This is a genomic window from Pseudomonas sp. GW821-FHT01A09, assembly GCF_058986725.1.
Genome location: NZ_JBYSWB010000003.1, coordinates 25151 through 47645, shown reverse-complemented (window position 1 = coordinate 47645; position 22495 = coordinate 25151). Strand labels below are relative to the sequence as shown.

20 protein-coding genes are annotated in these 22495 nt (G+C 60.6%); 12 read left to right on the top strand and 8 right to left on the bottom strand.

The window, feature by feature from the left end; genetic code table 11:
* Positions 1–15 precede the first annotated feature (15 nt).
* Both AC3WJP_RS04590 and infA read left to right on the top strand, forming a co-directional pair.
* Positions 16–723: an arginyltransferase gene (locus AC3WJP_RS04590; protein ID WP_493720048.1), complete on the top strand. Its 708-nt coding sequence runs from the start codon at positions 16–18 to the stop codon at positions 721–723.
* Positions 724–835: 112 nt separating this feature from the next.
* On the top strand, positions 836–1054 hold the full coding sequence (gene infA / locus AC3WJP_RS04585; protein WP_002553999.1) for a translation initiation factor IF-1: 219 nt from the start codon (positions 836–838) through the stop codon (positions 1052–1054).
* 155 nt (positions 1055–1209) lie between these two features.
* On the opposite strand, the gene clpA is transcribed toward infA, so the two are convergent.
* The gene (gene clpA, locus AC3WJP_RS04580; protein ID WP_493720047.1) at positions 1210–3480 is read right to left on the bottom strand and encodes an ATP-dependent Clp protease ATP-binding subunit ClpA; all 2271 of its coding nucleotides are present in this window, start codon (positions 3478–3480) and stop codon (positions 1210–1212) included.
* Positions 3481–3510: 30 nt separating this feature from the next.
* On the bottom strand, positions 3511–3873 hold the full coding sequence (clpS, locus tag AC3WJP_RS04575) for an ATP-dependent Clp protease adapter ClpS (protein ID WP_493720046.1): 363 nt from the start codon (positions 3871–3873) through the stop codon (positions 3511–3513).
* A gap of 225 nt (positions 3874–4098) precedes the next feature.
* Between clpS and cspD the strand changes: the two genes are divergently transcribed.
* From cspD to aceA, 9 genes are all read left to right on the top strand, one after another.
* Positions 4099–4356 (top strand): cold shock domain-containing protein CspD, encoded by a 258-nt coding sequence (cspD, locus tag AC3WJP_RS04570; RefSeq protein WP_493720045.1) that lies wholly within the window; start codon positions 4099–4101, stop codon positions 4354–4356.
* 428 nt (positions 4357–4784) lie between these two features.
* Positions 4785–7016: an NADP-dependent isocitrate dehydrogenase gene (locus tag AC3WJP_RS04565; RefSeq protein ID WP_493720044.1), complete on the top strand. Its 2232-nt coding sequence runs from the start codon at positions 4785–4787 to the stop codon at positions 7014–7016.
* A gap of 231 nt (positions 7017–7247) precedes the next feature.
* Positions 7248–8387 carry a tRNA 2-thiouridine(34) synthase MnmA gene (mnmA, locus tag AC3WJP_RS04560; RefSeq protein ID WP_493720043.1) on the top strand — a complete coding sequence of 380 codons (1140 nt, stop codon included), beginning with the start codon at positions 7248–7250 and terminating at the stop codon, positions 8385–8387.
* Entirely contained in the window at positions 8384–9004 is a 621-nt protein-coding gene (gene hflD, locus AC3WJP_RS04555) for a high frequency lysogenization protein HflD (RefSeq protein ID WP_493720042.1), read from the top strand. The genes mnmA and hflD overlap by 4 nt, the downstream gene beginning before the upstream one ends.
* 208 nt (positions 9005–9212) lie before the next feature.
* Positions 9213–10583 carry an adenylosuccinate lyase gene (gene purB, locus AC3WJP_RS04550; RefSeq protein ID WP_493720041.1) on the top strand — a complete coding sequence of 457 codons (1371 nt, stop codon included), beginning with the start codon at positions 9213–9215 and terminating at the stop codon, positions 10581–10583.
* An 84-nt stretch (positions 10584–10667) separates the two neighbouring features.
* Positions 10668–11834, top strand: a complete 1167-nt coding sequence (locus AC3WJP_RS04545; RefSeq protein ID WP_493720040.1) for a ribosomal protein uL16 3-hydroxylase — start codon at positions 10668–10670, stop codon at positions 11832–11834.
* Positions 11827–12252: a GNAT family N-acetyltransferase gene (locus AC3WJP_RS04540; RefSeq protein ID WP_493720039.1), complete on the top strand. Its 426-nt coding sequence runs from the start codon at positions 11827–11829 to the stop codon at positions 12250–12252. Before AC3WJP_RS04545 ends, AC3WJP_RS04540 begins: the two co-directional genes overlap by 8 nt.
* 153 nt (positions 12253–12405) lie before the next feature.
* Positions 12406–13161 carry a secretin N-terminal domain-containing protein gene (locus tag AC3WJP_RS04535; RefSeq protein WP_493720038.1) on the top strand — a complete coding sequence of 252 codons (756 nt, stop codon included), beginning with the start codon at positions 12406–12408 and terminating at the stop codon, positions 13159–13161.
* 287 nt (positions 13162–13448) lie between these two features.
* Complete coding sequence (gene aceA, locus AC3WJP_RS04530) at positions 13449–14774, top strand: isocitrate lyase (protein ID WP_493720037.1); 1326 nt, start codon at positions 13449–13451, stop codon at positions 14772–14774.
* A 74-nt stretch (positions 14775–14848) separates the two neighbouring features.
* On the opposite strand, the gene AC3WJP_RS04525 is transcribed toward aceA, so the two are convergent.
* The 6 genes from AC3WJP_RS04525 to AC3WJP_RS04500 form a co-directional block, all read right to left on the bottom strand.
* Complete coding sequence (locus AC3WJP_RS04525) at positions 14849–15937, bottom strand: DUF1120 domain-containing protein (RefSeq protein ID WP_493720036.1); 1089 nt, start codon at positions 15935–15937, stop codon at positions 14849–14851.
* Positions 15938–15995: 58 nt separating this feature from the next.
* Positions 15996–18422 carry a fimbria/pilus outer membrane usher protein gene (locus tag AC3WJP_RS04520; RefSeq protein WP_493720035.1) on the bottom strand — a complete coding sequence of 809 codons (2427 nt, stop codon included), beginning with the start codon at positions 18420–18422 and terminating at the stop codon, positions 15996–15998.
* Positions 18423–18460: 38 nt separating this feature from the next.
* Complete coding sequence (locus AC3WJP_RS04515) at positions 18461–19186, bottom strand: fimbria/pilus chaperone family protein (RefSeq protein ID WP_493720034.1); 726 nt, start codon at positions 19184–19186, stop codon at positions 18461–18463.
* A gap of 218 nt (positions 19187–19404) precedes the next feature.
* Positions 19405–20052, bottom strand: coding sequence for a DUF1120 domain-containing protein (locus tag AC3WJP_RS04510; RefSeq protein WP_493720033.1), 648 nt, complete (start codon positions 20050–20052; stop codon positions 19405–19407).
* A gap of 83 nt (positions 20053–20135) precedes the next feature.
* On the bottom strand, positions 20136–20801 hold the full coding sequence (locus tag AC3WJP_RS04505; RefSeq protein WP_493720032.1) for a DUF1120 domain-containing protein: 666 nt from the start codon (positions 20799–20801) through the stop codon (positions 20136–20138).
* A 2-nt stretch (positions 20802–20803) separates the two neighbouring features.
* Positions 20804–21478 carry a DUF1120 domain-containing protein gene (locus AC3WJP_RS04500; protein WP_493720031.1) on the bottom strand — a complete coding sequence of 225 codons (675 nt, stop codon included), beginning with the start codon at positions 21476–21478 and terminating at the stop codon, positions 20804–20806.
* A 597-nt stretch (positions 21479–22075) separates the two neighbouring features.
* On the opposite strand from AC3WJP_RS04500, the gene AC3WJP_RS04495 reads away from it, so the two are divergent.
* A complete protein-coding gene (locus AC3WJP_RS04495) occupies positions 22076–22489 on the top strand; it encodes an NADH-quinone oxidoreductase subunit A (RefSeq protein ID WP_493720030.1) in 414 nt (137 codons plus the stop codon).
* The last annotated feature ends 6 nt before the right edge of the window (positions 22490–22495 follow it).

The following is a 22495-nucleotide window of genomic DNA, read 5'->3' as shown; positions in this document are numbered from 1 at the left end:
CTCCGAGGGTTGATCATGACCGAGCTGGCGCGCTTGAAGTTCTATGCCACTCAGCCCCATTCCTGCAGCTACCTGCCCGACGAGCAGGCGACCACGCTGTTCCTCGACCCTAGCCAGCCGATGGACGTTCAGGTGTACGCCGACCTTTCGGAGATGGGTTTCCGGCGCAGCGGCGATCACCTGTACCGCCCCCACTGCCAACGCTGCAGCGCCTGCGTACCGGCGCGCATTCCTGCGACCGGCTTCCTGGCCAACCGCCAGCAAAAACGCATTCTCAAGCGCAATGCCGACATCGAAGTGTTCTGCACCACACCGCGCTATACCGAAGAATACTTCGACCTCTACCAGCGCTACATCGAACAACGCCACGCCGATGGCGACATGTACCCGCCCAGCCGTGATCAGTTCTCCACCTTCCTGGTGCGTGACCTGCCCTTCTCGCGCTTTTACGAATTTCGCCTCGAAGGCCGCCTGCTGGCCATTGCCGTGACCGACCTGCTGCCCAACGGGCTGTCGGCGGTCTACACCTTCTACGACCCCGATGAAGAGCGGCGCAGCCTGGGGCGCTACGCCATCCTCTGGCAGATCGGCGAGGCATTGCGCCTGGAACTGGACGCCGTGTACTTGGGTTACTGGATCAAGAACTGCAAAAAGATGAACTACAAGACCCAATATCGCCCCATCGAATTGCTGATCAACCAGCGCTGGGTCACGCTTAACTAGCTATTCAAAAGAAGCCCCTTTGCTTGCCAACCCTTTTTCGGGCACAATGCACGCCGCTTTTGCCTGGCGCAGTTGCACCGGGCCATTAACTGGACACCGAGGGCTTTACTGCATGTCGAAAGAAGACAGCTTCGAAATGGAAGGCACTGTCGTCGACACCCTGCCCAACACCATGTTTCGCGTGGAGTTGGAAAATGGGCACGTCGTAACTGCGCACATCTCCGGAAAGATGCGCAAGAACTACATCCGAATCCTCACTGGCGACAAGGTTCGCGTCGAACTGACGCCCTATGACCTGAGCAAGGGGCGTATCACTTACCGCGCTCGCTAAGTGACCCCGATGAAAACGCCCGGCTGATGCCGGGCGTTTTTGTGTGGGCGCTGCATTTACCTCTGTAGCGAGGGGTGCTTGCCTCCGATAACCGTGTCAACGCCTCCTTAGCCGCTGAAACACCGCCATCGGGGGCAAGCCCCCTCGCTACAAAGTCACGCTAGCTCGGCAGTAGTCTCGTACTCGAACGTAATTTCGCCATCCTTCACGTCGATATGCACCACCCCGCCGTGATCGGCCAATTCGCCGAATAGGATTTCCTCGGCCAGCGGACGCTTGATCTTGTCCTGGATCAAGCGCGCCATCGGCCGCGCCCCCATCTGCACGTCGTAACCACCGGAGGCCAACCAGCCTCTGGCGGCTTCCGTCACCTCCAGCAGGACACGTTTGTCTTCCAGTTGTGCCTGCAGCTCTGTAAGGAACTTGTCCACCACGCTCTTGATGACTTCGTGGCTGAGGCGACCAAACTGGATGATGGTGTCCAGACGGTTGCGGAACTCCGGCGTGAAGCTCTTCTTGATGACTTCCATGGCGTCGGACGAGTGGTCCTGATGGGTAAACCCGATCGAGGCACGTGCTGCGGTTTCGGCACCGGCGTTGGTGGTCATGATCAGAATCACGTTGCGGAAATCCGCCTTGCGGCCGTTGTTGTCGGTCAGCGTGCCGTGGTCCATCACCTGCAACAGCAGATTGAAGACTTCCGGATGCGCCTTTTCGATTTCATCCAACAGCAACACGCAGTGCGGTTGCTTGGTGATCGCTTCGGTGAGCAGACCGCCCTGATCGAAGCCGACATAGCCCGGAGGCGCACCGATCAGGCGCGACACGGTATGACGCTCCATGTACTCGGACATGTCGAACCGTACCAGTTCGATCCCCATCGCCTTGGCCAACTGCCGAGCGGCTTCGGTCTTGCCCACACCGGTAGGACCGGCGAAGAGGAAGGAACCGACGGGCTTGTCAGGCGACTTGAGGCCGGCACGGGACAGCTTGATCGCAGTCGACAGCGAGTCGATCGCCGCGTCCTGACCAAACACCGTGAGCTTGAGATCCCGCTCCAGGTTGCGCAGCAGCTCCTTATCGGAACTGGTGACGTGCTTCGGAGGAATACGCGCGATTTTCGCCACGATGTCTTCCACTTGCGGCACCTCGATGCGCTTGACCCGATTCTCGACCGGTTGCAGGCGCTGGAATGCACCCGCTTCGTCGATGACGTCGATCGCCTTGTCGGGCATATGCCGGTCATTGATATAGCGCGATGCCAGCTCAGCGGCCGCGCGCAGCGCTTCATCGCTGTACTCGATGCTATGGTGCTGCTCGAAACGCCCTTTCAGGCCGCGCAGGATGCCGATGGTGTCTTCCACCGACGGTTCGCTGACATCGACTTTCTGGAAGCGCCGAGCCAGAGCCCGGTCCTTCTCGAAAATACCGCGGAATTCCTGGAAGGTGGTCGAGCCGATGCAGCGAATATCACCGGACGACAGCAGCGGCTTGAGCAGATTGGACGCATCCATGACCCCGCCCGACGCCGCACCGGCACCGATGATGGTGTGGATCTCGTCGATGAACAGGATCGCCTGCGGGCGCTTTTTCAGCTCGCCGAGCAGCGCCTTGAAGCGCTTCTCGAAATCGCCGCGGTACTTGGTACCCGCCAGTAATGCGCCCAGATCCAGGGAATAGACCACGCTGTTGGCGAGAAGATCAGGGACCTGGTTGTCGACGATACGCTTGGCCAGCCCTTCGGCGATGGCAGTCTTGCCGACACCAGCCTCACCCACCAGCAGCGGATTGTTCTTGCGCCGACGAGCGAGAATCTGCGCGACGCGCTCGACTTCATTCTCCCGCCCGACCAACGGATCGATACGACCCTGGCGAGCAAGTTCGTTGAGGTTGCTGGCATAGGCGTCCAGCGGGTTGCTGGACGCAGAAGACTCACCACCCTCTTCGTCTTGCATCTCTTGCTCCGAATCACTGTTGTCGCCGTGCCCCGGAACCTTGGAGATACCATGGGCAATGTAGTTGACCACATCGATACGGGCCACGCTTTGCTGCTTGAGCAGAAAGACGGCCTGGCTTTCCTGTTCGCTGAAAATCGCTACCAGCACATTGGCGCCGGTGACTTCACGCTTGCCCGAGCTCTGCACGTGGAACACCGCGCGCTGCAGCACCCGCTGGAAGCCCAGGGTCGGCTGCGTTTCGCGATCTTCATCGTGGACGGGAATAAGAGGAGTTGTGGAATCGATGAACTCCTGCAGATCATGCTTGAGTTTGTCGAGGTTCGCGCCACAGGCGCGCAATACAGTGGAGGCTGCCTCGTTATCCAACAACGCCAGCAGGAGATGCTCGACGGTCATGAACTCATGACGCTTCGAGCGCGCCTCCTTGAAGGCTAGATTGAGGGTGACTTCGAGCTCGCGGTTTAACATAGCTTCACCTCATACCCAAGTGGTCGGCGATTAACCGTCCTTCTCGATTTCACAGAGTAGCGGATGCTGGCTTTCCCTGGCGTACTGATTCACCTGCATTGCCTTGGTTTCGGCGATGTCGCGGGTGAAAAGACCACAGACGGCACGTCCCTCTGTATGGACGGCCAGCATGACCTTGGTTGCCAACTCACGATTCAGGTTGAAAAACACCTCTAGCACTTCGACCACGAAATCCATCGGAGTGTAATCATCATTGAACAAAACCACCTTGTACATCGGTGGGGCCTGCAGTGCAGGCTTGGATTCCTGTACAGCCACGCCCGAAGCGTCGTCCTCCTGCGTGGACGGGCGGTCCTGATTGAAGGTTAGTCGAATCTGGTTGACTGAATGCATGGAATGAAGGTTCATCATCGTTGTGCGAATAGGGTTGTGGGGTTGACGTTGTGTCCGATCTGATACTCGGCTGTCGCATGACCTTGACTATCGGCAAAACGGTGTTACAACCAATAGAACCCACATTGGGGAATAAAGGTCCGCACAGTCAATTAAAATTTTTCGGCGGTGCGGTGTACGGGGATGATACTCCAGACCTGGGGTCCTTTGCAGAGGGATATGAGCATGGCAAGTGGTAAAGTCAAGTGGTTCAACAATGCCAAGGGCTATGGCTTCATCAATGAAGACGGCAAAACGGAAGACCTCTTCGCTCATTATTCAGCCATCGAGATGGATGGCTACAAGACACTGAAGGCAGGGCAGCCGGTTAAATTCGAGATCATTCAGGGGCCTAAAGGCTTGCACGCGGTGAAAATCACCAACGTGACTCAAGACGTAGCCGCACCTGTGGTCTCCCTGGAGCACTCTGCCGTTTCCGCTTGATCCGTCGGCATTCCGGACCAACGGTCGACCGCTCGTCGGCAGCTCAATTGTATCGATTGAGCTGCCGACGAGCTTTCGTTCGCCCGCATTTAAATGCTGGCGGCGTCACGACAACATCGCAAGAGCTTAGACGAAAGGACTGTAAGCAAGCTTCGCATTTCTGCCACTGACCAGTGGTATAATGCCGCAGTGACCAGCGAGTCACTGAGGTCGCGGGCCTGGCAACGCTGCTTTGAAAGCAGCTCCAAAGGCCCCACCAGGCCGGACTGTCAAATACAGCTCGACCGCTTGACGCTCAACTGATGCAAAAAACATCAACGCGATGAATCCTCGACTTTCGGCTCATTGTTGCCCGTGGACCGAAAGCGCCTACCCTGCGCATCTCGAGGTTCTGTGCATGCTCAGCAAAGAAGAGAGTTAATCCGAATATGCCCACCCGTTCGAAGATCATCTACACCTTCACCGACGAAGCTCCCGCACTCGCCACCTACTCCCTGCTGCCGATCATCGAGGCTTACACTGCGTTCGCTGACATCGAAGTCGAGACCCGCGACATTTCCCTGGCCGGCCGCATCCTCGCCAGCTTCCCGGAAAAGCTGACCGCCGAGCAGCGCGTGGGCGACCATCTCGCCGAACTGGGCGAACTGGCCAACACCCCCGAAGCCAACATCATCAAGCTGCCGAACATCAGCGCTTCGGTGCCCCAGCTCAAGGGCGCGATCAAGGAACTGCAAGACCAGGGCTTCGACATCCCCGACTACCCCGAGGTGCCGACTACCGACGCCGACAAGGACGCCAAAGCCCGTTACGACAAGATAAAGGGCAGCGCCGTGAACCCGGTACTGCGCGAAGGCAACTCCGATCGTCGTGCGCCGCTGTCGGTCAAGAACTACGCGCGCAAGCACCCGCACAAGATGGGCGCCTGGAGCAGCGATTCGAAATCCCACGTGGCTCACATGAGCAGCGGTGACTTCTACGGCAGCGAGCAATCGGTGCTGATCAAGGACGCTGGCAGCGTCAAGATCGAACTGGTCGCCCAAGACGGCTCGACCACCGTGCTGAAGGAAAAGACCGCAGTCAAGGCCGGCGAGATCATCGACAGCTCGACCATCAGCAAAAAGGCGCTGCGCGCTTTCGTTGCCGCCGAGATCGAAGATGCCAAGAAGCTGGGCGTGCTGCTGTCGGTCCACCTGAAAGCGACCATGATGAAGGTCTCCGACCCGATTCTGTTCGGCCAGGTCGTAGCCGAATACTACAAGGACGCCCTCGCCAAGCACGAAGCCGTGCTCAAGCAGATCGGCTTCAACCTGAACAACGGCATCGGCGACCTGTACTCGCGCATCAAGGCGCTGCCGCAAGCCCAACAGGACGAAATCGAAGCCGACATCAAGGCCGTCTACGCCACGCGTCCGCCGCTGGCGATGGTCAACTCCGACAAAGGCATCACCAACCTGCACGTGCCCAGCGACGTTATCGTCGACGCCTCGATGCCGGCCATGATCCGTGACTCGGGCAAGATGTGGAACGCCGAAGGCCAGTTGCAGGACACCAAGGCGCTGATCCCGGACCGTTGCTACGCCACCATCTATCAAGCGGTCATAGAAGACTGCAAGAAGCACGGCGCCTTCGACCCTACCACCATGGGTACGGTCCCGAACGTCGGCCTGATGGCGCAAAAAGCCGAAGAATACGGTTCGCACGACAAGACCTTCCAGATCGAAACCACCGGCACCGTGCGCGTGACCGACACCAGCGGCGCTGTGCTGATGGAGCAGAAGGTCGAAGCAGGCGACATCTGGCGCATGTGCCAGGTCAAGGACGCGCCGATCCAGGATTGGGTCAAGCTGGCCGTCAACCGCGCTCGTGCCTCCAACACCCCGGCGGTGTTCTGGCTCGACCCGGCTCGCGCCCATGACGCTCAGGTCATCAAGAAAGTCGAAACCTACCTCAAGGACCACGACACCTCCGGCCTGGACATCCGTATCCTGGCTCCGGTCGATGCCATGGCCTTGTCGCTGGAGCGCATCCGCGCTGGCAAGGACACCATCTCGGTGACCGGCAACGTGCTGCGCGACTACCTGACCGACCTGTTCCCGATCATGGAACTGGGCACCTCGGCCAAGATGCTGTCGATCGTGCCGCTGATGAACGGTGGCGGCCTGTTCGAAACCGGCGCTGGCGGCTCGGCGCCCAAGCACGTTCAGCAACTGGTCGAAGAGAACTTCCTGCGCTGGGATTCCCTGGGTGAGTTCCTCGCCCTGGCAGCGTCCCTGGAGCACTTGGGGACTACCTACAACAACAGCAAGGCGCTGGTGTTGGCCAAGACGCTGGATCAGGCCACCGGCAAGTTCCTCGACAACAACAAGTCGCCATCGCGCAAGGTCGGCAACATCGACAACCGCGGCAGCCACTTCTATCTGGCGTTGTACTGGGCTGAAGCCCTGGCGGCCCAGACCGACGACGCCGAGTTGCAAAAGCAGTTCAGCGCCGTGGCCAAGACCTTGTCCGACAACGAGGCGAAAATCGTCACCGAGTTGAACAGCGTGCAGGGCAAGCCAGTGGATATCCAAGGCTACTACCGCACCAACCCAGAGCTGACTCGCCAGGCCATGCGCCCGAGCGCCACGCTCAACGCCGCGATCGATTCGCTGGCGTCGTAATGCTTTAGGCAATATCCAGAACCCCGGCCACCGTGCCGGGGTTTTGTGTTTTGGCTGTCGGCCTATTCGCGGGCAAGCCCTGCTCCCACAGGCATACACTTGTGGGAGCAGGGCTTGCCCGCGGATAGGCCGGTCGCGCCAGCTCGAATCCCCCATGACACTACACCTTTGGCCATGCCGCCCCCACCCTGCTAGAATCGCCCCCTTTTCGCAGACACACAGCTCATACCTATGCGCGACTCAGCCCCAGCAACCCAGCGCGTGATCGTCGGCATGTCCGGCGGCGTGGACTCTTCCGTTTCTGCCGTTCTGCTCATGGAGCAGGGCTATCAGGTCGAAGGCCTGTTCATGAAGAACTGGGAAGAAGACGATGGCACCGAATACTGCACCGCCCGCGAAGACCTCGCCGACGCGCAGGCCGTGTGCGACCGCATCGGCATCAAGCTGCACACCGCCAACTTCGCCGCCGAGTACTGGGACCATGTCTTCGAACACTTCCTGGAAGAGTACAAGGCCGGTCGCACGCCCAATCCGGACATCCTCTGCAACCGGGAAATCAAGTTCAAGGCGTTCCTCGACTACGCCCTGACGCTGGGCGCCGATCTGATCGCCACCGGCCACTATGTGCGCCGCCGCGATCTCGATGGTCGCACCGAGCTGCTCAAGGGCCTGGACCCGAACAAGGACCAGAGCTACTTCCTGCACGCCGTCGGCGGCGAGCAGATTGCCCGCACTCTGTTCCCGGTCGGCGAGCTGGAAAAGCCTGAAGTACGTGCCATCGCCGAGAAACACGGGCTGGCCACCGCGAAGAAAAAGGACTCCACCGGTATCTGCTTTATCGGCGAGCGGCGCTTTACCGACTTCCTCAAGCAGTACCTGCCTGCGCAACCGGGCGAGATCAAGACCACCCGTGGCGAAGTGATCGGCCGCCATGCCGGCCTGATGTATCACACCATCGGCCAGCGTCAGGGCCTGGGCATCGGCGGCTTGAAGGATGCCGGCGACGACCCGTGGTACGTGCTGGTCAAGGACCTGGAACACAACGAACTGATCGTCGGCCAGGGCAACGAACACCCGTGGCTGTTCTCCCGCGCGTTGCTGGCGTCGGAAATCTTCTGGGTCAACCCGATCGATCTGGCCCAACCGCGCCGCCTGACCGCCAAGGTCCGCTATCGCCAGGGTGACCAGGCGTGCACCCTGGAACGGACCAGTAGCGGTTATCGCGCGGTGTTCGATGAGCCACAGCGCGCCGTCACCCCAGGCCAGTCAGTGGTGTTCTACGACGGCGAGGTATGCCTGGGCGGTGGTGTCATCGAAGTGGCTGAGCCATGGTATGCTAGGGAAGGTGATGCCCAGGAAGCCCGCTCATGACCCAGGCCCAGGAACAACTCACGGCCCTGGGCGCCGTGTTCCAGGCGGCGGTGCTGGTCGATCGCATCGCCAAGACCGGCCAGGTGGCAGAAGGCGACCTGCGCTGCATGCTCGGTAGCCTGATGGTGGTCGATCCCAAGGACACCCTCGACGTCTTTGGCGGCAACGACCTGTACTTGCGCGACGGCTATCGGGCCTTGGCCAGTGCCCTGGAGCGCGACCCCAACAGCCTGCAGCGCGAACCACTGCGCTACGCCCTGTCGATGCTCGGCCTGGAGCGCCAACTGGGCAAGCGCGAGGACATGCTGGCCGTCATCGGCAAACGCCTACCGCAGATCCAGAATCAGGTGGAGCATTTCGGCCTGGTCCACGAGAACGTCATCGCCGCCAGTGGCGCGCTGTATCAGGACACCCTCAGCACGCTGCGCCAGCGCATTCAGGTACAGGGCGACATGCGCCACCTGCAACAGCCGAGCAACGCCTCGAAGATCCGCGCCCTGCTGCTGGCCGGCATCCGCTGCGCACGCCTGTGGCGACAGCTCGGCGGCCATCGCTGGCAACTGGTGATCAGCCGGCGCAAGCTGTTGCGCGAGCTGTACCCGATGCTGCGCGGCTAAAACACATCGTTACCCCGTGTAGCGAGGGGGCTTGCCCCCGACGTCTTGTCAGCCACATCGATGTGACTGGAAGGTCTATCGGGGGCAAGCCCCCTCGCTACAGGGAATGTACCCTTAGTCGCGCGGGCGGCACGGCACTGCCGCCTCATATGGTTTTTTCATGTATAATTCGCGCCCCATTTCGTGCCCGACTGTCCGAGAACGCCCCATGCTGCTTTCATCGCTCACTGCGGTTTCCCCTGTAGACGGCCGCTACGCTGGCAAGACTCAAGCACTGCGCCCAATTTTCAGCGAATACGGCCTGATCCGTTTTCGCGCCCTGGTCGAAGTCCGCTGGCTCCAGCGCCTCGCCGCTCACCCGCAAATCGCTGAAGTGCCGGCGTTCTCCGCCGAAGCCAACGCCCTGCTCGACGCTCTGGCCAGCGACTTCGCCCTCGAACACGCCGAGCGCGTGAAAGAGATCGAGCGCACCACCAACCACGACGTCAAGGCCATCGAGTACCTGCTCAAGGAGCAAGCGGCCAAGCTGCCGGAATTGGCCAAGGTCAGCGAGTTCATTCACTTCGCCTGCACCAGCGAGGACATCAACAACCTGTCCCACGCCCTGATGCTGCGCGAAGGCCGCGACACCGTGATGCTGCCGCTGATGCGCCAGATCGCCGAGTCGATCCGCGAGCTCGCGCATCGCTTCGCCGACGTGCCGATGCTGTCGCGCACCCACGGTCAGCCCGCTTCGCCGACCACGCTGGGCAAAGAGCTGGCCAACGTCGTCTACCGCCTCGAGCGGCAGATCGCGCAAGTGGCCGCCGTGCCGCTGCTCGGCAAGATCAACGGTGCCGTAGGCAACTACAACGCCCACCTGTCGGCCTATCCTGCCATCGACTGGGAAGCCAACGCCCGCGCCTTCATCGAAGACGAACTGGGCCTGGGCTTCAACCCGTACACCACGCAGATCGAACCGCACGACTACATCGCCGAGCTGTTCGACGCCATCGCCCGCTTCAATACCATCCTGATCGACTTCGATCGCGATATCTGGGGCTACATCTCCCTGGGCTACTTCAAGCAGCGCACCATCGCAGGCGAAATCGGCTCCTCGACCATGCCGCACAAGGTCAACCCGATCGACTTCGAAAACTCCGAAGGCAACCTCGGCATCGCCAACGCCCTGTTCCAGCACCTGGCCAGCAAACTGCCGGTTTCCCGCTGGCAGCGCGATCTGACCGACTCCACCGTGCTGCGCAACCTCGGTGTCGGCTTCGCCCACAGCGTGATTGCCTATGAAGCCAGCCTCAAGGGCATCAGCAAGCTGGAAATCAACGAAGTCAAGATCGCCGCCGATCTGGACGCCTGCTGGGAAGTCCTGGCCGAGCCGATCCAGACCGTCATGCGTCGCTTCGACATCGAGAACCCGTACGAGAAGCTCAAAGAACTGACCCGCGGCAAGGGCATCGGCCCAGAAGCACTGCAAACCTTCATCGACGGGCTCGACATGCCCGCCGACGCCAAGGCCGAGCTGAAAAAGCTCACCCCGGCCAACTACATCGGCAACGCTGCCGCCCAGGCCAAGCGCGTCTGACACGCCAGCCCCTGGTTGACACGCCCGGCAGTGCCGGGCGTTTTTATTGGCGCCACAAAAAAGCTTATTTTCAATAGGTTACACATGAAATCGGATATTCCACTGCAACTCCTGGGCGGCCTCACGGCACAAGAATTCCTGCGTGACTACTGGCAGAAAAAACCCCTGCTGATCCGCCAGGCCTTTACCGACTTCGAGAACCCCATCAGCCCCGATGAACTTGCCGGCCTGAGCCTGGAAGAAGAAGTCGAGTCGCGCATCGTCCTCGAAAACGGTGAGCGCCCCTGGGAAATGCGTCGCGGACCGTTCGCCGAAGACACCTATGGCGATCTCCCGGAAACCGAATGGACCTTGCTGGTGCAGGCAGTCGATCAATTCGTACCGGAAGTCGCCGCACTGCTGGAGCCATTTCGCTTCCTGCCAAGCTGGCGCATCGATGATGTGATGATCAGCTACGCCACTCCCGGCGGTGGCGTCGGACCGCATTTCGACAACTACGACGTGTTCCTGCTACAGGGCCACGGCAAGCGCAATTGGAAAATCGGCCAGATGTGCAACGCCGACAGCCCGCTCATCGAACACAGCGACCTGCGCATCCTCGCTGACTTCGAACAAGCCGAAGAATGGGTACTGGAGCCGGGCGACATGCTGTATCTGCCGCCGCGTATCGCCCACTGTGGCGTTGCCGTGGATGAGTGCATGACCTACTCCGTCGGCTTCCGGGCACCGAGCGCGGCTGAAGTCCTGACGCACTTCACCGACTTCCTCAGCCAGTTCCTGCCGGACGAAGATCGCTACAGCGATGCCGACGCCAAGCCGGTGAGCGACCCGCACCAGATTCAGCACGACGCCCTCGATCGCTTGAAAGGCCTGCTGGCCGAGCACATGAGCGACGAGCGCCTGCTGCTGACCTGGTTCGGCCAGTTCATGACCGAGCCGCGCTACCCCGAACTGGTAGCGGGCACGGAAGTCGAAGAGGAAGACCTGCTGGGTGGCCTGGAAGACGGCGCCATACTGATCCGCAACCCGAGCGCGCGCCTGGCCTGGTCGGAAGTCGACGACGACCTGCTGCTGTTTGCCAGCGGTCAGAGCCGACTGCTCCCGGGTCACTTGCGCGATCTGCTGAAAATGATCTGTGCAGCGGATGCTTTGCACATCGACAACCTCGGCCCATGGCTGCAGGACGAAAACGGTCGCCTGCTGCTCTGCGAGCTGATCAAACAAGGAAGTCTGGGATTCGCCGATGAATAAAATCGAAGTAAGAGTCGCCGATTGGCACAGAGACAACGCCGATCTTCGGCGCATTCGCGAGGCGGTTTTCATCGCCGAACAAGCGGTCACTCCCGAGCTGGAATGGGACAATGACGACGCCGACGCGGTGCACTTTCTGGCCGAGGAAGGCGATTTCGCCATCGGTACCGCACGTCTGCTGCCCGACGGCCACATTGGCCGCGTCTCGGTGCTCAAGGATTGGCGCGGGATGAAAGTCGGCGACGCCTTGATGCGCGCCGCCATCGACGAAGCCGAACGTCGGGGGCTCAAGCAGCAAGCCCTCAGCGCTCAGGTGCATGCCACGGCGTTCTACGAGCGCTTGGGCTTCAAGGTGGTCAGCGAGGAATTCCTCGAAGCGGGTATTCCGCACGTGGACATGCTCCGGGCCAGCCAATAGCCCGACCTGTAGCGAGGGGGCTTGCCCCCGATGGATTCTCCAGCCCCATCGGTGTGACTGGAAGCCCGTCGGGGGCAAGCCCCCTCCACAAGTGCACGCCGCTAGTCTCTGGAATGCGCCATAATCACTATCCCCTTCGCGGAGATATCGGACATGTCGCTTCGTCCCTTGCTGTCCTGCCTGTTGCTTACCCTCAGCGCCTCGGCCATGGCCGATACTCAGGTGCTGCAGCTCAATAACCGTACCAGCGATGAATTGCTGCCAGTGGCCCGTAACTTCCTTGGCCAGGATGGCAAGGTCAGCGCCTATGGCAATCAACTCATCGTCAATGCTGCCCCCGACAAGATCGATGCGCTGCGCGGCCTGCTGGGCCAGCTCGATGTCGCCGCCAAGCGCCTGCTGATCAGCGTCGATACCTCCGACAGCAACAATGCCGGGGGCAATGGCTACAGCGTCAATGGGCAAGGTCATGGCCGGGTGATCAACTACAGCACCGCCAACCGCACCGGCGGCGTGCAGCAGGTGCAAGCCAGCGAGGGTGTGCCGGCGCTGATCCAGACGGGCGAAAGCGTGCCCCTCACCACCACCCAGCCTGACGCATACGGCCGGCCGCAGATGCAGACCCAATACCGCAATGTCACCCAGGGCTTCTACGTGACCGCCAGTGTTACCGGGGACATCGTGCACCTGAGCATTAGCACCAACAATGACCGCGTGAGCGAGCGCAGCCCTGATGTAGTGAAAATCCAGAGCACCGACACACAGGTCAGCGGTCGCCTCGGCGAATGGATCACTTTAGGCGGCACCAATGAGCAAAGCCAACTCAACCAGCAGGGCTATACCCGCAATTACGCCACCCAAGGCCGAAATGACACGACATTGCGGGTCAAGGTCGATTCCCTCGACTGACCCGGTGGTCATTTCACGGTCAAAAGGTCGCCACTCACTCGCCTTAAAATGACCGGCCAGTCGCATAAAGCGAAAATGTAGTGCCTTTAAAAAATCACTACAAATTGCTTGACGGGCAAAAAATCCAAAGACATGATGGCCTCGCTCTCGCTGTTCCGGCCCCGTCAAGGGCTTCGTCTTCGCGTCGCAGGCCACCCGATTCGGGTGCGGCCAGACGTGGCCAGGTGGTCAAGGCACGGCATCGAGCATGGATTTTTCACCCAGACCTATGCGACGAGGTTTCCCCCATGGCACAGACACGCGAACAACAAATAGCGGCTATCGAGAAAGACTGGGCGCAAAACCCACGCTGGAAAGGCGTGACCCGCACCTACAACGCTGCTGACGTCGTCCGCCTTCGCGGCTCCATCCAGCCAGAGCACACCCTGGCCCGACTGGGCGCCGACAAACTGTGGAACCTGGTGACCCAGGGCGCCAAGCCGTCCTTCCGCCCCGACAAAGACTTCGTCAACTGCATGGGTGCCCTCACCGGCGGCCAGGCGGTACAGCAAGTGAAGGCCGGGATTCAGGCCATCTACCTGTCGGGCTGGCAGGTAGCAGCGGACAACAACTCGGCCGAGTCCATGTACCCCGACCAGTCGCTGTATCCGGTGGACTCGGTACCGACCGTGGTCAAGCGCATCAACAACTCGTTCCGCCGTGCCGACCAGATCCAGTGGAAAGCCGGCAAGAACCCCGGCGATGACGGCTATATCGACTACTTCGCGCCAATCGTCGCCGATGCTGAAGCGGGCTTCGGGGGCGTTCTCAACGCCTACGAACTGATGAAGAGCATGATCGAAGCCGGCGCTGCGGGCGTGCACTTCGAAGACCAGCTGGCATCGGTGAAAAAATGCGGGCACATGGGTGGCAAGGTGCTGGTGCCGACCCAGGAAGCCGTGCAAAAGCTGATCGCCGCGCGCCTGGCCGCCGATGTCGCCGGGGTGCCGACCATCATCCTCGCGCGTACCGATGCCAACGCCGCCGACCTGCTGACGTCGGATTGCGACCCCTATGATCAGCCGTTCGTGACCGGGCAACGTACGCCCGAAGGCTTCTACAAAGTACGCGCCGGCCTCGATCAGGCCATTGCTCGCGGCCTGGCCTATGCGCCCTACGCCGATCTGATCTGGTGCGAGACCGCCAAACCGGACCTGGCCGAAGCCCGCCGTTTCGCTGAAGCGATCAAGAAGGAATACCCGGACCAGTTGCTGTCGTACAACTGCTCGCCGTCGTTCAACTGGAAGAAGAACCTCGACGACGCCACCATCGCCAAATTCCAGCGCGAGCTGTCGGCCATGGGCTACAAGCATCAGTTCATTACCCTGGCCGGCATCCACAACATGTGGCACAGCATGTTCAACCTGGCTCATGACTACGCCCGCAACGACATGACGGCCTACGTGAAACTGCAGGAACAGGAGTTCGCCGACGCCGCCAAGGGCTACACCTTCGTGGCGCACCAGCAGGAGGTGGGGACAGGCTACTTCGACGACATGACCACGGTGATCCAAGGGGGTGTGTCTTCGGTGACGGCGCTGACCGGCTCGACCGAAGAAGAACAGTTCCACTAAACAATACCGAGTAGCAACGAAAACCGCCCCCACGCAGGGCGGTTTTCCGTTTCGCCAATGGCGTGATCACTCCTTCACAGGTACAGAATCTCCAGGGTCGAAGACCCGTCCAGCGATACGGGTTCACTGACGTCCAGCTCACCGATGGGCGCAATGAACGGGGCAACGGATATCGTAGCGCTCAGGTGCTGCAGATCCTCCGGCCCGCTGACAGCCCCCTGGCTTGTGCTGAAACCCAGCCAGGCTTGGGTGGACAAGTCGACACCCAGCGCCTGCGCCGCGCTCCAGCTTGCACCTGCAGACCAACTGCGCGTGGCATAGACCGCCGGCCAGCCATTGATCCGCGCCTCTTCAAGCCGTAGCGCATAACGACCGATCCGCCTGCCGCGAGCGAGGCCCAGACCGAAACTACCCTCGGTGCCGAGGGTAGCCGTGCCGGCGCGGTTATCCAGCACGCGCAAGGCGATCATTGCCGGCCGATCACAGGTCACCGTGAGTTCGACCGTCTGAGCAGGCAGGGCGGTTTCCAGCGACCGGCTCAATTCACTGGCTGATCGCCTGCCGAAGTCCACCCGCCCGTTACCACTGAGCACCGGCTCGCAGGAAACCGGCAGAAGGGTCGAGCTCAGGCTGAGTTCCCGACGCACGTCAGCTTCAGGCACGTCGAGCATGGCCACGGCATGCAAAAGCGTCTCGTCGCGCACCCGCAGCGCTTCGCGAGGAGCCGTCGCGGTGATATCCAACTGTGCCTGCAAGGCCTTGCCCTGCACAGCCCGTCCCTCGCGCATGGGCACCAGGCCACGGCCAGGTCGCCAGTCGGCATCGGCTTTCGCGCGCCCGACGGCCTGCGCCTCAGGTCCCTCCTCGCCCAGGTCCACCGGCGCTCCATCCAGCAGCACATCGCGCAGCCGCACTTGATAGACCCCGTTATCACCTAGCCTGAAACTTTCGCTGTCCGCCGCGGGCGCACGTAGATGCAAGGTCAAGGTCCGCGGGCTGGTGCAGTTCAGGCCAAGACGCAGGCTGCGCTCGCCCAAGGTAACTTGTGCATCCTGCATCCCCAGCGCATAGCGTTGCAAAACGCCGAAATCGACGCGGGTGTCATTGAGCGTAAGGGCACATTCGGCCCATACCGAAGACGACCCGAACAGGGCAGCAGCCACTGATCCGAGAACTCTCCGGGAAATCGGGTGAGCGGTACGTTGCATAGCGGTAGTGAACTCAGGAAGCACGGCACACGGCCGATGCGGTTTCGTAATAAGCCTCGACATCCGGCTGCTCGGGCAATTCGAAATGCAATTCGCAGCGAGCCAGCCCTGGCCCGCTGATCCACAGCCGACCAAGGTTGATCGCATTCGCCAGGAACACCGTGCCCTGTGCGTCCACTATCCCTACCGGAGCGTCCTGTGCATCCACCACCGCTGCGCCGGCGGGCAGTCGAACGCCCGTGGCGTCGCTGACCTGCAGCAGGATTCGGCGGGTGACCAGCACATTGAAGCCGATGCGTTCAACGGCGCCGCGCCCCGCTGTGACCTGGCGCACGCCGTCGCCGATATCGACGTTGCGCGGCAGAGAGCCCGGCGCCACTTCGACATTGCTGCGCGCATAGGCGTTGAGGCGTGGCACCACCGCTGCGCCCGAACCATTGGTCCAGACCGGGCCGCTGCTGGTATCGAGCTTGACCCCCGGCACCGCCCCGACGGTGACCAGGGCGAAGGTATCGCCGAGCGGGTATGCGGAAGTCATGACGCCTTCACCGGACACCACCAGGGCGCCCCGCAACGCTGCGCTGATACTGTGCTCTCGGTCGCCGTCGCCGGCGTAGCCGAGGTCGACCTGCGCGTAACGCGGCAACATCGACACGCCTGTGGAAAACCCGTCGCGGCCACTGGTGAGATTGCGCTCAGCCCCCAGCCGATAGCTGAAAGTATCACTGGGCGCGGCGGTTACACTGGTAGATAGCCGTCGGCGCTGATTGCTGTCGCTATAGCTGGTACGCAGGCGGGTAGCGCCACCCAAGGGCATACTGACCGTGGCGTACAACGCCGTGCCGGTGGTCGCGACCCGGTCGTCTTGCGCGCCGCCTCGGCGTCCGAGGTCTCGCTCGGCGGTCACCGATAGCGTGGCGCCCTTGTAGGTTTTCGCCCATGACGCGCTGGCCCGACTGCTGGTGCTGCCATCGAAGGAGGTTGATTGCGCGTAGCTGGTATTCCAGCTGCCGATCGCTTCGTGGGCCCAGCCCAAACCTGCGCTCCACTGGTTCCGGGGCGACGAGAGAGCGTCCTGGTCCGAGGATCGGAACCGGGTATCGAGGAACTCGCGATAACCCTGCGTCTGCTGCGTCACCGCCCCACTCAGGAACCAGCGGCGGCCGAGACTTTGACTCAGCGAAAGTCGGGACTGCAGGCCCCTGACCCCTTCGCCCGCAGCGTTGGTTGCCACCAGGTCGGCGCGAGCCTGCGCTCCGGTGCCGAGCCGGTACCCCACGCCAGCCCCCGCCGAGAAGTACTCAGCCGATGCCAAGGTCCCAACACTGACGCTCGCGTCCCGCCCCACACGCCCCTTCCAGCCGGCATTGGCGACCGTCGGCGAGCTGCCGTCAGTGACATTTCGCACCTGGCCAACGCCGACCGCGTACCCACTGCTGAAGTCATCCATGCCTGCCTGCGTCGCCGACACAGTGAACTGGCGACGCGAACCATCGGCTTCGATCACTGTGACTTCCAGCGCCGCGCGTTGATTGACGCGTGGCACATCACGCAGCACAAAGGTGCCACCTGGGACGATGGTGGTGTAAATCAGGCTGCTCATCTGCCGAACCTCGACACGCGCCGGTCCCAAAGCGATACCTTCGACCTGCGCGCTGCCACCCTGCTGGGCCAAGGCTTGCTCATTGAGCAACTGCAGCCCCATTACCTGAGCGCCTCCCAGGACCGGATTGGTCAGCTGAATCTGCCCTACCTGCACTATCGCGCCCAATCCTGCGAAGGTACGCTGCGCATAGGCATTGACGTGCTGGAAGCGCCCCACGCCATCGGCGGCGCTATAGAGCTGATGGCTGCGTACGATCCAGTCCCCGGCATTGAAACCCATTTCGGTCTTGACTGACGTATTGCGGCTCAGCCCGCCCGCGAAGCGGTTGGCCATGCTCAGCCACTCATAGTTGAGCAGCCCTGCCGTGCCGCCGCTGCTGAAACCGCTGAGATCGCGCGCGACTTCGCTGAGTGCGTCCGCGGGCACCACCAACTCGACCTCCCCGATATCGGGCCGCAGCTGCACCTGAGTCAATGCGTGACGCTTGATGAAGGCCGAACAGTCACCTGGGGCATCGCTGTCCGACATTCGCAAACCCGCCGCTGCCCGGAATCCAGGGTCATAGCAAAGCTCACCCTGGGGGTCGAAGCGCACGATGGCAACGCCCCGAGCCTGGCCGTTTACCGTCAACCGGACCTTGTGCTCGCCGGGGGTGAAACGGGGAGCCGCACTGAAATATTCGGCGAGGCGTGGATCGATACCCCGCTGGCGCAGCAGTTCGATATCGAAGCCACTGCCGTCCGACTCAGCCCTGAGCTCGCTCCAGGCAAGGCTGACGGCGACGGCAAAACCGGCCTTGAAGGCGGCTCGGCGGACCAGTCCGGCCAATGGCACTGCACGCATATCGTGACGGCGGGACGTCGCTGTGCTCATTAATTCAAGGGCGACTCGTAGGCGTCCACTGCATAGCCATAAACCGTCGCCGGGTACAGGCGAATGCGCTGAGCGCCGGATGCGGCCGCCGGCAGATCAATGCTCAGATGCTCACGCGCCAGCAGATAAGTGCGCGGTAGCTGGGCGCCGACTCCCATGGGCAGCAGCGTCAACTGCTGTGAAAGGCGGACCACGTAATCGGTATCATTGCGCACCGTCAGCTTGCCGTCGCTCTGACTCCACTGCAGCCCCTTCCAAGGCTCGCGATTGGCCGCCAGGCCCTTCGGGTGAATGATGACCGGTAGATTCTGCCGTACCCCTACGCCGATGCGCGCAACGCCTTTTTGGGCAGGGTCGCTCTGGGCGATCCCTTCGAAGGTGACGCGCTTGAGACGCTGCGTCCGCAATGGCCCGCCATCGGTGCGCAGAATGAAGCGTACCAGTTGGGATTTGCCCGCTTCGACCCGAGAAACAGGCGGAGTGATCAATAAAAGCGGTTGGTCGTCCTCCGGGATATTTTCCAGATTTACATGCAGCAAGGCTGGCCGGGCATCCGTGTTGGTCACTTTTATGGTGGCTTCGGCCTCGGCTTCGTTGACGATGACCACCGACGTCTCCGGAACCATGCCTGCCGCTACAGCCACGCTGGGCGCAAGCCCCACCGAAGCAAGCAACGCAACCCAGGCCAGACGCGGAAAGGTGTCGAGAGGGGAAGATAATTTCATACTGATGATCTCGGCCCATCGGGCGCGTCGAAGCCCCATCCACAGCGCTGTACGCAAGCGCGGATGACCATGAATGGGTTGTTGATCCAAATGACGTGCGCCGAACTTCGGCGCACGTGAAATCAGCCGCGATACAGGAGGCTGATATCGAAGGGGCGAATAGTAGCGAGCAAGATCAGACGCCCATATAAGGCAAGCTCTGAAAAACCCGCTCCACCTTAAAGATAAGTAAGCTCGAACGTTGCACTGCCATCCAGCTGAATATCATCGTTGAAGGTCAGGCCCTGATCATGGGCAATACCGGGCAACAGTGATGTCGTGAATTCAAGATGGCTGATCTTTCGCGGCGCCAGTGGCAACTGATTCTCGGTGGCAGCGGAAATCAGACGATTATGGGTAAACTTGAAAAAAGCCTCCTTGGACCAGCCAAACAAGGCATTGGAATAAATGGGCGTGACGATTTGTCCGACATCGGTCATTCCCCAAAAAGCGGCTTCATAGCCGCCGATCTTTTTGCCATCCGCCGAAAACCCTAGTCCGTAAACAACACTTTCATCGAAACCTAGGCTCGGCACTGCGCTAGCCTTGCGCCCATCGACCAGCTTCAACCCCACCGCTGCTGGCGAGCCGCAGGCTACGGTGACCAGAAAATCCTTGCGATCCAGAAAGGTAGGCTGGTCTTTGTTCAAGCCGCCTGACGCCAGGATGCCGAAACTCAGCGATCCGTCTGCCAGCCCTAGTGTTACATCGCAGGAAGACGGCGTCAGGTAACCACTGACGCCCAGCGTTGCGTCCGACGCCGCCTGAGCGCCGCCGCAGAGCAGGCCGAGCGACAAACCGGCCACGATACTTTTCGAAAACTTCATTACAGATACCTTGTTGAATGTGCAGGATGGACGGGACGACTCGTCCGTTTTCATAGTCTGGAGCCGATGGAATCTGTATCGCGTTACAGGTAAGACACTTCAAGCGTGGCCGACCCAGCGAAGCTGATTTCATCGTTAGAATTTATGTTCGGTGCAATGAAAGTACGCACTTCAAGCACACCGGCAAAATGCTCGATAGCCTTTATCGACAGGGTGCCTGGCTCGGCAAAAGCGACGTAGGACACCCCTTTGGCAATGGACGGCCCAATGACCGCGCCACCCTCCTGCGAGCTTGACCCAACTGCTGACCAACTGGCCTTGTCGGTGGACCTCACCGCAGTGATCGGGCGACGGTCGGCCTTCAGGCTGGCGGCATCGAAACGCATGCTGAAATAACCAATGCTTGCGCCGGAGTCGGATCGACCCAGGCCGAACGAGGTCGACGAGGGGTCAGACGCCGTGCCAATGGCATTGTCGACAGCGCTCAATGCGAACCTGACCGGGGCGTCGCAGTTGATCCGAATATCGACCTTCTGTTGCTCGAGTTCATTGCTCCCATGGCCGGAAGCCAGGCCGGCCAGCGTGACCCTGCCCAGCGTCAAGGTGCTTTCGGACAGCGCGATAGCACAGGCCGCGGGAGCGATGGAGCCATTGACGGAGAGATCTACTGCCAGCGCCGCCGATGTGCAGAGCAACGCTTCCAGACTGACGCCTATTACCGCCATGCGAATCGATTTGGCGAAAGGCATGATTACAGGTAGTTCAGTTCGATCGTCGCCGAGCCTGCGAAACTGACATCGCTGCTGAGGGTCAGCTCATCCGCAGGCGCGATAAAAGTGCGTACTTCCAGGGTCCCATCGAACAGGGCCAGGTTCTTGACGGCGGTAGCACCGGAGTCGGTGAACGCAAGGTAGTTCGAGCCATGGGCAATCGCCGGACCGGCTACGGTGCTGCCGGCGCCGGGGGTAGTCAGCGCTGGGGTCCAACTGACTTTATCGGTAGAAGCCAAGCCTATCACCGGTTGCGCATTGCCCATCAGCCGGGTGGCGTCGAAACGCATATTGAAGTAGCCGATTTTTTCATTGGCCGGCGTCTTGCCCAGACCGAATGAAGTATCAGTCAAGTCATATGCACTGCCCGTCGCGTTATCGACCGCGCTCAAGGCAAACTTTGCAGCCGATTCGCAGATCACCTGCACGGCGACATTCTGTTTGGCGAGTTCGGTGGTTTGTCCGGCAGGGCTGAGTTGCGAAGTGGAGATCCGACCCAACTCCAGATTGGCCTTGGAAAGTGTGATATCACATGCCGTAGGAGTGATAGTCCCGGTAATGGAAAAATCTGCGGTCGTGGCTGCCGATGCAGAACTTGCGAACGCACCCAGGCCCATACCCAGCACGATTGCCGCTGGCAGTTTTTGCAAAAACATGTTTACACCCCATCCAATGAACGTGCTTGCAATACAAGACGTGTGAAGCCCAATACGGGCGATCCGGCAGCCACTACGGACGGCAGCTGCGCCGGGGGCAAGATAGGGCAAGGCACTACACTGTTATATAAGAAGAGTCTTAAAGCTCTGCCCATGAGCGAAAAGTGCAACTTTGTTTGTCATCAAGGGAGCGGCGACAGTAAGAGCGCCCGCATGCAAACGATTCTCGTTCAACCATGGGCTCGTCCAGTGCGTTGATCTGTGGCAATACCAGGCGGCCGAGATTGAGATAAAAAGCGCCACCCAGGTAATCCGAGGCGATTGGTCATAATGAGAGTAATTATCATTACTATCCCGAGACTATTGCAGCGAATGAAAAACACATTCGACAAAACCTTCTACAATCCCCTGTAGCCAGTGCTTTGCGACCGATTGAGGATGGCTATGTGCGTAATGCTACGAATTAATTTGCCATACTAAATTTACTTGCAGTCGGTTTACCCATAAAATCAGCGCGATAGCAGAAGTGCGACATATCGTCACTGCGACACTACATTCAAGCACAGGGGTCTGCCGCCCCTGTTAAGGATCCAGAGCATGCCCGATTCGACAGGACTCATTGCCCACAACTGGGGCTTTGCCATCTTCCTTCTGGGCGTCGCCGGCCTGTGCGCTTTCATGCTCGGGCTCTCGAGTCTGCTGGGCAGCAAGGCCTGGGGCCGCAGCAAGAACGAACCGTTCGAGTCCGGCATGCTCCCCACCGGCAGCGCGCGCCTGCGCCTGTCGGCAAAATTCTATCTGGTCGCGATGCTCTTCGTGATCTTCGATATCGAAGCTCTCTTTCTGTTTGCCTGGTCTGTGTCCGTCCGCGAAAGCGGCTGGACCGGATTCGCCGAAGCTTTCATTTTCATAGCAATTCTGTTGGCAGGTCTTGTCTACCTTTGGCGCGTGGGAGCCCTTGACTGGGCGCCGGAAGCACGCCGTAAGCGGCAGGCGAAGCTGAAACAATGAGGCTTT